Raw genomic sequence first — 12,649 nt, 5'->3', positions numbered from 1 at the left:
TCACTCCCAGACGGCGGTTTCCGGGTCGATGCCGTGCGCACGGGCATTGCTCTCGATGAGGGCGCGCAGCCAGACGGCCAGACCGGGCGCCATGGCGTCGTAGTAGGCGGCGAAGCCCGGATCCTCGGTGTAGCCGCGCGCCAGCAGCACGTGCATGGAGTGGGTGCAGTGGAAGTACGCGCGCAGGGAATCGCGATGGCGTTCGGCCAGCTCGGCGGCCGCGGCGCTGCCGGGGGTGACGCCCGCGCGGAACGCTTCGGCCAACTCGGCGTGCAGTGCTTCCACGGAAGCGACTACGTTTCGCCACTGCTCGGGCGAGCGTTGCGCCGCCTGTTCGGCGTACTGCGCCCACTGCGGCGTATCGCCCCAGCGTTCCCGCGCCTCGCCGACCCAGGCCGGTTTCCAGTCGCCGCCGAATATCGCCACCTGCTCTTCGGGGGAGAGCAGCAACCCGGACTCGCGGGCTTCGATCAGCCGGTCCAGGGCGGTGCTCATACGCTGTAGTTCGGCGATGCGCTCACGCAGATGATCCCGTTGGCGCAGGAGCGATTCCAGGGCGTCGTCGGCGTCGGCCTCCAGCAGCGCCGCGATCTCGGTGAGGGGGACGCCGAGCTCCCGATAGACCAGCACGCGGTGCAGGCGGGCCAGATCGGCGGGCGTGTAGAGGCGATAGCCGGAACCGCTGCGATCGGAGGGGCGGACCAGGCCGATGGAATCCCAGTGGTGCAGGGTCCGGACGGTGACGCCGACCAGAGTGGCGACGGCACCGACCGTGAGAGCCCGCGGTGGTTCGGTCACTCGGATGGCCCTTCGATTCCGACGGAGCGCAGATATTCGGCGGAGGCGCTGTCCGGATCGTACGGGCGCGCGGCGGTCATGATGACACGGGCGCGCTCGGGGGTGACGATCTCGAGTTCGACCGAGTTCCAGGGCATGACGCGCGGCCCCGTGGTGCAGCCGGGCAGCAGCCGCTCACACGCCTGGGCGATCCCATCGAGCTGGCCGAGCACACAGGAGAAGGTGACGCTCTGCACCGGTGTCGCGGCCGGCTGTTCGCCCGGAACCAGCAGCACGTCCTGGAACATCCAGCGACGCAGGTGGGTGACCTGCCCGGGCACGGTGAACAGGTCGAAGAAGCCGAGGCCACGCTCCCAGAAATCCACCGACGCGGACAGGTCCGAGGTCGGCAGGGTGACGAACATGGGCATGCCGTAGATACCGCGGAACAGTTCCGGCGGCTGGGCGTCCGGACCGGGCACGGGCACGGGGCTGACGTCGAAGGCGGGGTAGGTGTCTGTCATGACCACAGCGTCGGGCCTGACGTCGCGTGAGGGTCAAATCACGTCGTTTCCTGAGAGAAACCGCAGGAAACGCACAGGCTATGTCCAGACGCGCCGGGCACCCTGGGCAGTGATGGAACGTGCCGATGTGAGCTAGGGGTGCCGAATGGTCGAGCTGGAGATCGAGGGAACCACCGCGACGGTGCATGTGACCGGTACCCACCGGGTACTCGCCCTGCGCGAACACGTGCGCTTCGATCTGGCCCACGTCACCGGGATCGGACCCGCGCCGGTGGATATGCGGCCGCCGTGGCTGCGCGCGCCCGGCACCTTCTTTCCGGGTGTGATCGCCGCGGGAATCTTCCGGGGCAAGGGCCGCAAGGAATTCTGGGACACCCGCTTCGACGGCCGCGCCGTGCTCGTCGAACTGGCGGGCACCGACTTCACCCGCCTGGTCGTGGACGTGGAGGATCCGGAGGCGGCCCTGCGCACGCTGACCCGCGCCGCCCGGGCCGCCTGAGGCTCGCCGGTCCGCCGGTCCCGATCAGATCAGATCAGGCCGGTGCGGCCCGGTGCAGCTCCAAGGTGCAGCATTTGACGCTGCCCCCGGCCTTGAGCAGCTCCGACAGGTCGATGCCGACCGGGTGGTAGCCGCGCTCGCGCAGCTGATCCGGCAGCGTCGTGGCGCGATCGGTCAGGAATACGTGGTAGCCGTCGCAGACTCCGTTGAGCCCCAGCACATTCGCGTCGGCCGCGGTGGCGATCAGGGCGTCGGGGAACATGGCGTGCAGCAGGCGCGCACTGTCCGACGAGAAGGCCGGGGGATGGAACGCGATGGTGTCACCGAGTGGCATGAGCGCCGTATCCAGGTGGTAGAAGCGGGGATCCACCAACTCCAGCGAAATCACCGGACGACCGAAGAACCGCTCGGCCTCCCGATGCGCGGCCGGTGCCGTGCGGAAACCCGTGCCCGCCAGGATGCGCCCGCCGACGACCGCGAAATCGCCTTCGCCCTCGTTGATTTCGGTCGCGGCGCGCACCCGGGTCAGGCCGCGGGCGCTGAACCAGCGGTGATAGGCCGGGCCCTCGGGCACCCGTTCGGCATTGGCGAAGCGGGCCGAGAGCGCCGCGCCGCCGACCACCAGGCCGCCATTGGCGGCGAAGACCATATCGGGCAGCCCCGGTTCCGCGGCGATGACATCCACCCGATGGCCGCACCGCTCGTAGGCGGCGCGCAGGGCGTCCCACTGGGCCAGGGCCAGCGCCCGGTCCACGGGCGCGGAGACGTCCATCCACGGGTTGATGGCGTAGGTGACGTCGAAATGCTCGGGGCGGCACATCAGGTAGTGCCGGGAGATCGGGCGACGCGCGCCGGGGGGTTCGGGGGCGCGCAGCGTGGCTATCGAGGTCATCGACACTCCGTCCGAATCGGTGACACAGCAGTGATCACGACGGTATTGCGCGTATCGTTGCGTGGAAAACACTGATCTGTTGCGCAGATTCGGACAAGAACAGCGGATCATTGCGCACCGACGAAACGGACGGTGCCCCCGTGGACGAGATCGACCGCCGCATCCTCGCCCATCTGCTGCGGCACGCCCGCGCGTCCTTCCAGGAGATCGGCGCGACCGTCGGCCTCTCGGCCCCCGCGGTGAAGCGGCGGGTGGACAAGCTGGTGGCGGGCGGCCAGATCACCGGATTCACCGCCCTGGTCAACCCGTCGGCACTGGGTTGGCGCACCGAGGCGTACGTCGAGGTCTACTACCGCGACAACATCACCCCGGCCGAACTCAAACGCAGTCTCGAACCCATCCCGCAGGTGGTGGGCGTGTGGACCATCGCGGGCGAGGCCGACGCGCTGGTGCACGTCATGGCGACCGATATGGCCGAGATCGAGCGGACCGTCGAACGCATCCGGGAGAACACCCGCGTCGGACGCACCCGCAGCAGCATCGTCATGTCCCGCATCCTGGAACGACCGCGCACCTGACCGCGGCGCGCATACGCTGGGCCCGGCGGGGGACGACCGTCGGAAGGAGCCGATGACCATGCTGGCCGCGCGACTACACCTGGGACCGCAGCGACGACTGGAACTCGACGAGGTGCCGGTTCCGGAGCCGGGCCCCGATCACGTGCTGATCAAGGTGGCGGCCGCGGGCGTATGCCTGTCCGACGTGCATCTCATCGACGGCACGCTGACCCCGCTGTTCCTGCAGAGCGATGTGGTGACCCTCGGGCACGAGGTCGCGGGCACCGTGCACGCGCTCGGCCCCGGCGTCACCACCGCCCGGGTCGGTGACCGAGTGGTGTTGCAGGCCGGGGAACTTCGCGACGGAGCCACCTTCACGCGGGGCGTGGACTACGACGGCGGCTGGGCCGAGTACACCCTCGCCCGTATCGACACGCTGGTGCCGATCCCGGACGATCTGCCGTTCGAGCAGGCCTGCTTCATCCCCGATGCGGTCTCCACGCCGTGGGCCGCCATCACCGCCACCGCCGAGGTGAAACCGGCCGAGCCGGTGGGTGTCTGGGGCGTGGGCGGGCTGGGCGTGCACGGGGTGCAGCTGCTGCGCATGATCGGTGCCGCGCCCATCATCGCCGTCGATCCGCTGCCCGCCGCACGCGAGCGCGCGCTCGAACTCGGCGCGGACCTGGCACTGGATCCCGCCGATCCGGAACTGCGGCAGCGGATCTGGACGGCGAGTGGAACCGGGCTGGCGGCGGCCTTCGACTTCGCCGGTGTCGCCGCCGTCCGCGAGCAGGCCGTCACGTGCCTCGCGCCGCAGGGACGGCTGGTGCTGGTGGGTCTCACCGACAAACCGATCACCATCAAGGGCGGCACCGCGTTCAGCTTCTTCCAGCAGCAGTTGCGCGGGCACTACGGTTCCCGCCCGGAGCATGTGACCGAGCTGGTGCGGTTGCGGCGACTGCACCGGATCGACTTCGCGCGCTCGGTCAGCGCGGTGCTGCCGCTCGCGGACGCACCGAAGGCCGTGCACGCGCTGGAGGCCAAGGAGGGCAATCCGATTCGGCTCGTCCTGAAGCCGTGATCGGGCCGGGCTAGGACAGGCGGCGCTGGAAGGCGGTGGTACCCGCACCCGTGGCGAGGTCCACCGTCACCACGCTCAGGTCGGCGGCGGCGCGGTTCAGGTCCAGCACCATGAAGCCCAGGTCGTCGTAGTTCTCGTAGAGCGCGGGCGTCGGCTGCTGTCCACGCGCGCGGTCGCCGTGCACGGATTTGGCGGCCGCGCCGGAGATGAGCTGGCGGGTGCCCTTCGAGGCCGTGGTCGGGTCGAGGACCTGGAGCGAATGATCGTGGCCGGACAGGATGAACTGGCAGCGGCCCAGCACATGGTTCTCGAAGAAACGCTGGACGTGGATTCCGTTGATGGGCTCGATATTCAGGCCCTCGTAGTTCCCGGCGTTCCCGTGCGGGCCGTTGTTCAGGTACGGGTGGTGGGTACAGGCGATCTTCCACGTGGCCGGTGAGGCGGCGAGGGCGCTGTCCAGCCACGCGGCCTGTTCGGTCATGAACTGGCCGTCGGCCGCCCAGTAGGGCGCGAACAGGGGCGGCAGGTAGGCCGCGATGGGATTCAGGTCCAGCACGAAGAATTCGACGACCGGATTCTCTTCGGGGACGCGCACCGAGTAGTAGCGGGCGGGCATGTACCAGCGGGCCGATCGCGCGTGATAGGCCACCTCGTGGTCGCCGCGCAGCAGCCAGCCGCCGTCACCCGGCAGAATCGAACTGTTGTCGTGATTGCCCTGCACCATGAGCCACGGGAAGTCGAGCCCGTGGTTGGGGTCCTCGAATTTGGCGGCGAACTGGGCGTCCTCGTCCGACCAGGGGCCGTTCTCGTACACATTGTCGCCGAGCGCCAGGGCCAGCGAGAACGGAGTGCGGGCGTGCAGGGCGCGAGCGGCGTCGGCGACCTGCCACTGCGGGCGGGCACCCGTGCCCGCGTCGCCGGTGACCAGAACGCGCAGCGAATCGCCGGTGGGGAAGGCAGCCTTGGTCACCACGGGAACCGGTGCGGCCTGCGCGGTCGCGGTTCCGGCCAATGTGGCGATTCCTGCGGCTGCGGTAGCTCCGGCCAGGAAACCGCGGCGGTGCAAATTCATCCTGTTCACCCCTACCTCTCATAGCTTTGACACCGCCCCAGCCCGGTGAGAGTGTTATGCGCACTATTTCTCACCCACCGGCACCGTAGGGGGACGCTGCGATGACCATACTGGCCTCGGGGCTCTTCATCGATTGGGAGCACCTCACCGGCCAGTCCAAACTCGTGGTCGACCTGGTGAGTTTCCCGCTGTTCAGCGCCGTGGCCGGCTGGCTCACCAACTGGACCGGCGTGCTCATGCTCTTCTGGCCGGTCTACTTCCGCGGCTTCCGGGTGCCGGGCCTGGATGTGCTGTATCCCTACTTCCCGCGCCGGGTGCAGGTGCTGCCCACCTTCTCCGGTGACGGCAGACAGCTCGGCTTCCAGGGCTTCATCCCCGCCCGCGCCGAGAAGATGGCCAGTATCTGCGTGGACAAGGCGCTCATGCGGATCGGCAGTCCGCGCGACTTCATCCACGAACTCGATCTGGACGGCATCGCCGACTACATCGCCGAGATCGCCCGCAAACAGGTGCAGCCCATCGTGGACGAGATCATGATGCGGGAGAACCCGGATCTGTGGGCCACCGTGCCGCGCGCGGTGAAGCAGATCATCTATCAGCGGGTGGAACGCGAGCTGCCGCTGTTGTCCCGGCGGGCCTTCGATCACCTCGGTGACAATGTCGAACAGCTCATCGACATCAAGGATTTCGTCATCCGCTACCTGCGGGACAATCCGACCATCCTCAAGGATCTGACCACCACCATCGCCGCGCCGGAACTGCGCTTCATGGTGCGGATCGGCCTGCTCGGCGCGCCCTTCGGCCTGCTGCTGGCGCTATACCTGCATGTGCACCACGACATTCCGGTCGTCGGCTGGATTCCCAGCTGGCTCGTGGTGCTGCTCGCCACGGCGGCCATCGGCGTGATCGTGAATGTGATCGCGGTGAAGATGGTGTTCGAACCCGGCGATCCGCAGCCGCGCTACAAATACCTGTGGAAACAGGCGCTGCTGGCCAAGCGGCAGCCCGAGGCGGCGCAGGATCTGGCCAAGATCCTGGCCTACCAGGTGCTGACCCTGCCGAATCTGGCGAAGGAGCTGCTGGACGGGCCCAATGGGGACAAGACCCGGCGGCTGCTGGAGCGGCTCATCTCCGATTCCATCCATCGACAGCTGGGACCCACCCGGTCGGTGGTGCGGGCGGCCTTCGGGCGGCGGCAGTTCGACAATCTGAAGGTCGGGGCGGTCGGCGCGGCGGTGGGGCTGGCCCCGAGCCTGGTCGAGGACGAAGCCTTCGCGGCCGAACAGGCCGAGAAGATCGACGAGTTCGCGGCCCGCAAACTCCAGCAGCTCACTCCCGGCGAGTTCATGGAGATGTTCTACGCCTCGGTGGAGCAGGACGCCTGGCTGCTGTACCTGCACGGCGCGGTGCTCGGCTTGGGCGTCGGCGCGATGCACCTGATTCTGTTCGGCTGGTAGGGGTCGGCCGCACAAATACAAGCACGCTTGCTTGCATTCTTCTCGGCGCACTGCGATGCTGACCGGCATGGCCGACGTGGAGGCGCTGCTCGAGGATTTCGCCGCCGAGTGCGCGGAGCTGGATGCGCTGGTGGCGGATCTCGATCCCGCCGAGTGGGGGCGGGACACGCCCGCGCCCGGGTGGAGTATCGCGCATCAGATCGGGCATCTGACCTGGACAGACGAGGTGGCGGCAGTCGCCGCCACCGACCCCGAGCGGTTCGTGAAGCTGGTCGAGGAGGCCGGACCCCGCGCGCTGACCTTCGTGGACGAGGCGGCGGCGGAGAAGGCCCGCACACCGGCGCCGGAACTGCTGGCCGAATGGCGTTCGCGCCGAACGGCACTGATCGACGCGCTGCGACAGGTGCCCGCGGGAACGAAGCTGCCCTGGTTCGGGCCGCCCATGAGTCCGGCGTCCATGGTCACCGCGCGCCTCATGGAGACCTGGGCGCACGGGCAGGACGTGGCCGATGCGCTCGGCGTGGTGCGCACCCCCACCGCCCGGCTGCGGCACATCGCCCATCTCGGCGTGCGCACCCGGAATTACGCGTACCTGGTGCACGGCCGCACCGCACCCGCCGAGGAGTTCCGGGTGGAGCTGACCGCACCCGACGGCAGCCGGTGGACCTGGGGTCCGGCGGACGCGGCGCAGCGCATCAGCGGTTCGGCTCTGGATTTCTGCCAGCTGGTGACCCAGCGCCGCCACCTCGACGATCTGGATCTCGCGGTGGTCGGTGACGACGCGGCCGAATGGGTGAGTCTCGCACAGGCTTTCGCCGGTCCCCCCGGAGTCGGTCGTGCGGCGGGCCAGTTCGCCTGACCCGCCGTACGTTTCGACCTCCGACCTCGGCGTAGACGAGAGCGGGCGAGCGTCACTGTAGATGCGCCGTGCCTGGTGCCGACCGGACGCCGTTGGCCGGAGGTCTTCGTGGCAGTCGAGATGACGCTCGCCAGCTACCCGAATATTTACCCCGCCGTCAGACGGCGGAAACGCACTAATGCGTTCAGTTGCCGAGCTGTGATCCTGCTCTCACGAGGGACATGTGTAACCCGACGGCACCGTAACCTGGACGGGCGTACGACTTTCAACGGTGCGGGTCGTACGCCGCAGGGGAGCAGGGGGACGAGGGGAAATGGAAAGGACCGCACCAGATGTCGCACGATCCGGCGACGCGGGGCGCGGCTACCAGTAACACTCGGCGCGCCGCACAGATCCTCCGCCACACCGCCGTCGTCGGCGCGGGCATGGCCAGCATCGGCCTCACCGTCGCCGCGGGCACCTATATCGCCAATGAGCTACCCGGGGCACAGCGTCCCGACCCTGTCATCGCCGCACCACCCGCACCGCCGCATCCTCGCGGGGGCACCGGGACCGTCCCGGGACTGCCGGAACGCCCGGTGGTCACACCCATTGCCGAAAAGATCGAGCTCGCTTCGCTTTTCGGTCCGCTGACCGACTCGCCGACCCAGTCGGCGGTGGCGGCCGCGCGCCCCAGCATCCTGACCTCCGGCCAGCAACCTGCGGATGCGCCCGGCCTGGCCGGACGCATTCGCGTGGGCGACACCTTCGTGGGGGCGCAGGTCGTCCCAAACCCACGCAATTCGGTCGCCATCACGGTGGACACCAATGTCTTCGGCACCGTCGCCGATCTGGTGCTGCCCGCCACCCGCGGCGATGGGATCGACCTCGGACCGGCCGGCACCACCCGACTGCACACCGAGCTCGACACCAGGAGCGGTGAGCTCACCCTCACGCTCTCCGACACCGAACTCGGCGAGGTCGGCGTGCGGCTGACCCGCTATCCGGCACCCGCCGCGGCGACCGCGCCGGAACCGGCCGCGATAACCCCGGACACGGCGAACGCATCGGCATCGGACGAGCCGGACACCGCGCTCGGCGCTGGGCCCGAGCCGGACACCACGCTCGGCGCTGGGCCCGAGCCGGACACCACGCTCGGCGGTGCGCCCCAGCCGGACACCACGCTCGGCGGTGCGCCCCAGCCGGACACCGCGCTCGGGCGCACCGGCGCACCCCAGCAACCCGTCACGGCCGACGCTCCCGCTCCGCAACCGGTCGCGCCCCTGGAAACCCAGGCCGGGCGGCCGCATACCCCTGTCGCACCGGAGGTCGGCGGCCTCACCACTGTGTGACACTTGCTGCGTGTACGACTTCTGCGTGATCGGTGGCGGCATCGTCGGCGTGGCCACGGCCCACCGGCTGCTGTCCCGCCACCCCGGGGCGAGTCTGCTGCTGGTGGAGAAGGCCGCCGCGCTGGGCACCCATCAGACCGGGCACAACAGCGGCGTCATCCACTCCGGCATCTACTACGCGCCGGGCAGCCTGAAGGCGCGGCTGTGCCGGGAAGGGGCGCGGCGCACCAAGGAATTCGCGGCGGCACATGGCATTCCGTTCCAGGTGTGCGGAAAACTGCTGGTGGCGACCGATTCCGCCGAGCATGCCCGAATGCTGGCGCTGTACGAGCGGTCGGCCACCAATGGCGTGGACGTGGAACTGCTCGACGCCGCCGAACTGCGGCGGCGCGAGCCCCGGGTGACCGGGGTGGGCGCGCTGTTCGTCCCCGATACCGGGATCATCGACTACGCCCGGGTGACGGCCGCGCTGGCGGCGCAGGTGCGGGCCGCGGGCGGCACCGTGATACTCGGGGCGGAGATCACCGCCATCGACGAAACCGGCGACGCGGTCACCGTTTCCGGCCCGGCCGGACGTTGGCGGGCCCGGCGGCTGGTGGTGTGCGCGGGTCTGCAGGCCGATCGGCTGGCGCGGCTGGCGGGCCTGCGGACCCAGCTGCGCATCGTGCCGTTCCGGGGCGAGTACTACCAGCTGCCGCCGGCCCGCAAAGATCTGGTGCGCACCCTCATCTATCCCATCCCGGACCCCGAATTGCCCTTCCTGGGTGTGCATTTGAGCCCCACCATCGACGGTGACCTGACCGTCGGGCCGAACGCGGTATTGGGTCTGGCCCGCGAGGGCTACCGCAAGGGCAGCGTCGATCTGCGTGATGTGCGGGAGATCCTGGGATTCCGGGGTTTTCACCGGGTGGCGGCGGCCAATGTGCGGACCGGCGTTCGGGAGCTGCGCAATTCGCTGTTCAAGCGCGGCTACCTGGCCGAATGTCGGCGCTACTGCCCGGAGCTCACGCTCGACGACCTGCTGCCGCGCGAGGCGGGCATCCGGGCGCAGGCAGTGCTGCGCGACGGCACGCTCGTCCACGATTTCCTGCTCGAGAAAACGGATCGGTCGGTTCACGTCCTGAACGCCCCCTCACCCGCCGCGACATCGGCGCTGCCCATCGCGGCTCACATCGTCAATGAATTGGACGGTTGATCACATATCGGGAATGCGGCAAAGGCTCGGTAACCCTGACAATAAAGAGGACGGATGTAGTACTTTTAACCGCAGCCGTGGGACAGGGAGCACCTATGGGCCATATCAAACTCGCGAGCGACGTCGGAGCGCCCGTGGAGGTCGCGTTCAGATACACGGACAACCATCAGTTCGTGCCGGACTGGGCCTTCGCCGTCGCCGCCTTCGAACCCGTCGGGGAGACCGACCACGGTGCGGGGGCGACCTTCGCGTGCACCCTCCGGGTGGGCCCGTGGCATCCGACGGTCGAGTGTGAGATCACCGAGTACCGCCGCAACGCGGTCATCGAGTACACACTCCGCAGGCGCCGACCGGGGAAGGCGGCGCCTGCGGACTCCCCGCTCGCGGTGGTCAGCCTGCGATTCGATCCGCTGGGCTACGGTCGTTCGGTGATCACCTCCGAGGCGGAGTATTTCAAACCGCCAGGTCTTCTAGGCCGCCTGTGCTCACGAATGCTGCATCCGGCCGTACAATCGGCGGTGCGACGGACCGAATCGCAATTGCGAAGGGAGATAGAGGGATTCCACGGAACGGATCTTGTCGGCCGGATTGCGTAGGGTGCCAAGCATGATCATCGTGAGCACCGACGGATCGTGCCTGCGTAACCCGGGTGGCGCCATCGGGTGGGCCTGGGTCAATCACGCGGGCGGATCGGCCAGTGGCGGAGCTCCCACCGGCACCAATCAGATCGCCGAGCTACGCGCGCTACTCGAGGCGGTACGCGCCCATCACGGATCCGAACCCCTGCTCATCGAGAGCGATTCCCTCTACGCCATCAAATGCGCCTCGGAGTGGATCAACGGCTGGCGACGCAATGGCTGGCGCACCTCCACCGGTGGCGCGGTCAAGAATGTCGAACTCATCCGCCTGATCGACGAGGCCATCTCCACTCGCCCCGGGCCCGTGCGCTTCCGCTGGGTACGCGGACATGTGGGCAACTACTTCAACGAACAGGCCGACACGCTGGCGGGACAGGCCGCGCGCAAGGTGGCCGCGGGCGCGCTGCCCGATCCGGACCTGCCCGATCCGGACCTGCCCGAACCGGACCTCACCGAACCCGCCGCGGCGGAGCCCGCGACACCGCCCCACACCCGAGCCGCCGACGCCACCCCGCCGACCACGCCGATTCCGGTGGTGCCCGCCCATGCGGCGACCACGGCCGCGACCGTCGCCGATCCGGCCGCATTGCAGGACACCATTCCCGCCCCGCCGCCGATGCGTCGCCGGTCGGCCACCGCGGCACCCGACCCGGACGCCCTGACACTGTTCTGAGGCGACCGCCCCCGAACGACAGACGCCCCACCCGCATGGTTGCGAGTGGGGCGTCCGCTATCGGATGTGGGGTCAGTTACCGGGCGCCGGGGTCTCGGCGTCGGGGGCGGGCTGCTCGGGTTCGGTCTGGCCGGGCTGCGGGCCGGTGGGGGCGACCGGGTTCAGGCCCTTGAGCGTGGGGGAGTCGAAGTTGGCCACCAGCCACTTGCCGTCCTTCTTCTCCATCTCCGCCACACCGGGCACGGTCAGCATGTCCGGCTGCGGCACCACCGAATTGGAGCGGACCTGGGTGATGATCAGCACGATGGACGCCTTGTTCTCGTCGCCGGACTCGTAGGCGCAGTGGATCTCGTCCAGGGTGGAGCGGGCGTTGACGCTCTTCATGGCCGTTTCGAGGGTGTCGGCCGCACCGCTGAAGAACTGGCCCCACTGTCCGGTGGAGCGCGACTTCACATTGTCGAAGTAGTCGCCCAGATTCGCGGCGTCATAGCTGGAGACCGCCTTGCCGAATTCGCAGGCGGCCGCGGTGGCCTCGTCGCGGGCGGCGAGTTCGTTCTCGTGCGTGCGGTTCTGCAGGAAGAACCACACGCCGGTGGCGATGGCGGCGACCAGCAGCACACCCGCGGTGAACGCGGCGATGAGCGGTAGCGATCCACCACCCGAGCCCCCTCCGGTGGCGGCGGGGCGCTGCGGCTCCCGCGGCGGGGGTGGCGGGGTCGGCTGGGCGCTCTTCGAGGTCGAGACCTTCGCTGCCGGGACCTTGGCTTCGGTGGCCTTGGCTTCGGTGGCCTTGGCTTCGGGGGCCTTGGCTTCGGGGGCCTTGGCTTCGGGGGCCTTGGCTTCCGGGGCCTTCGGCTCGGCCGCATCGGCCTTCTTGCTCAGGTCCGGCGTCGATTCCGCGGTGGCGTCGGCGGCCTCGATCTTCTCCGTAGCAGCAGTGTCGGCGCTGCCCACGGCATCGGCCCCGGCCGTCGAATCGTCTTCTTCGGTTGTCTTCTTCTGGGCAGCGTCATCCGACATGGAAATTGCTCTCACTTTTCCCGGTGCGCTGCGGACGCACCGTCTAGGTTCTGCTCGGCGAGTAAGCCCGGCCC

General features: G+C 69.0%; 13 protein-coding genes and 1 pseudogene. 9 read left to right on the top strand and 5 right to left on the bottom strand.

The features are described 5' to 3' along the window. On the bottom strand, positions 1-798 hold the full coding sequence (locus QJS31_RS18730; RefSeq protein WP_306357271.1) for a MerR family transcriptional regulator: 798 nt from the start codon (positions 796-798) through the stop codon (positions 1-3). Continuing rightward, positions 795-1,301: a VOC family protein gene (locus tag QJS31_RS18725; protein WP_282779015.1), complete on the bottom strand. Its 507-nt coding sequence runs from the start codon at positions 1,299-1,301 to the stop codon at positions 795-797. The genes QJS31_RS18730 and QJS31_RS18725 overlap by 4 nt, the downstream gene beginning before the upstream one ends. A gap of 145 nt (positions 1,302-1,446) precedes the next feature. Here QJS31_RS18725 and QJS31_RS18720 point away from each other — a divergent pair, with 145 nt between their 5' ends. Further along, on the top strand, positions 1,447-1,800 hold the full coding sequence (locus QJS31_RS18720; protein ID WP_282779017.1) for a hypothetical protein: 354 nt from the start codon (positions 1,447-1,449) through the stop codon (positions 1,798-1,800). Positions 1,801-1,834: 34 nt separating this feature from the next. On the opposite strand, the gene ddaH is transcribed toward QJS31_RS18720, so the two are convergent. Beyond that, positions 1,835-2,692: a dimethylargininase gene (gene ddaH / locus QJS31_RS18715; protein ID WP_282779019.1), complete on the bottom strand. Its 858-nt coding sequence runs from the start codon at positions 2,690-2,692 to the stop codon at positions 1,835-1,837. A gap of 140 nt (positions 2,693-2,832) precedes the next feature. Here ddaH and QJS31_RS18710 point away from each other — a divergent pair, with 140 nt between their 5' ends. Further along, positions 2,833-3,270: an Lrp/AsnC family transcriptional regulator gene (locus tag QJS31_RS18710; protein ID WP_039808019.1), complete on the top strand. Its 438-nt coding sequence runs from the start codon at positions 2,833-2,835 to the stop codon at positions 3,268-3,270. Positions 3,271-3,322: 52 nt separating this feature from the next. Then, on the top strand, positions 3,323-4,330 hold the full coding sequence (locus tag QJS31_RS18705) for a zinc-binding dehydrogenase (protein WP_282779022.1): 1,008 nt from the start codon (positions 3,323-3,325) through the stop codon (positions 4,328-4,330). Positions 4,331-4,340: 10 nt separating this feature from the next. Here QJS31_RS18705 and QJS31_RS18700 read toward each other — a convergent pair whose 3' ends face one another. Then, the gene (locus QJS31_RS18700; protein WP_282779024.1) at positions 4,341-5,402 is read right to left on the bottom strand and encodes a metallophosphoesterase; all 1,062 of its coding nucleotides are present in this window, start codon (positions 5,400-5,402) and stop codon (positions 4,341-4,343) included. Positions 5,403-5,503: 101 nt separating this feature from the next. Here QJS31_RS18700 and QJS31_RS18695 point away from each other — a divergent pair, with 101 nt between their 5' ends. The 6 genes and pseudogenes from QJS31_RS18695 to QJS31_RS18670 form a co-directional block, all read left to right on the top strand. Continuing rightward, positions 5,504-6,859 (top strand): hypothetical protein, encoded by a 1,356-nt coding sequence (locus tag QJS31_RS18695; RefSeq protein ID WP_282779026.1) that lies wholly within the window; start codon positions 5,504-5,506, stop codon positions 6,857-6,859. 67 nt (positions 6,860-6,926) lie between these two features. Continuing rightward, positions 6,927-7,718, top strand: coding sequence for a TIGR03084 family metal-binding protein (locus QJS31_RS18690; RefSeq protein WP_306357270.1), 792 nt, complete (start codon positions 6,927-6,929; stop codon positions 7,716-7,718). Positions 7,719-8,050: 332 nt separating this feature from the next. Next, complete coding sequence (locus QJS31_RS18685; protein ID WP_306357269.1) at positions 8,051-9,049, top strand: hypothetical protein; 999 nt, start codon at positions 8,051-8,053, stop codon at positions 9,047-9,049. 10 nt (positions 9,050-9,059) lie between these two features. Next, the gene (gene lhgO, locus QJS31_RS18680) at positions 9,060-10,244 is read left to right on the top strand and encodes an L-2-hydroxyglutarate oxidase (RefSeq protein ID WP_306357268.1); all 1,185 of its coding nucleotides are present in this window, start codon (positions 9,060-9,062) and stop codon (positions 10,242-10,244) included. Further along, on the top strand, positions 10,241-10,840 hold the full coding sequence (locus QJS31_RS18675) for an SRPBCC family protein (protein ID WP_282782552.1): 600 nt from the start codon (positions 10,241-10,243) through the stop codon (positions 10,838-10,840). The genes lhgO and QJS31_RS18675 overlap by 4 nt, the downstream gene beginning before the upstream one ends. Positions 10,841-10,850: 10 nt before the next feature. After that, positions 10,851-11,366, top strand: a pseudogene (locus QJS31_RS18670) (ribonuclease H); the annotation flags it as partial. 261 nt (positions 11,367-11,627) lie between these two features. On the opposite strand, the gene QJS31_RS18665 reads toward QJS31_RS18670, so the two are convergent. Continuing rightward, entirely contained in the window at positions 11,628-12,575 is a 948-nt protein-coding gene (locus QJS31_RS18665) for a hypothetical protein (protein WP_306357267.1), read from the bottom strand. Positions 12,576-12,649 lie beyond the last annotated feature (74 nt).

It is taken from the genome of Nocardia sp. CC213A (assembly GCF_030766805.1).
In the GTDB taxonomy this organism is placed as follows: Bacteria; Actinomycetota; Actinomycetes; order Mycobacteriales; family Mycobacteriaceae; genus Nocardia; species Nocardia otitidiscaviarum.
Note: the sequence above shows the minus strand (reverse complement) of the source record. Positions and strands in the feature narration are given on the sequence as shown.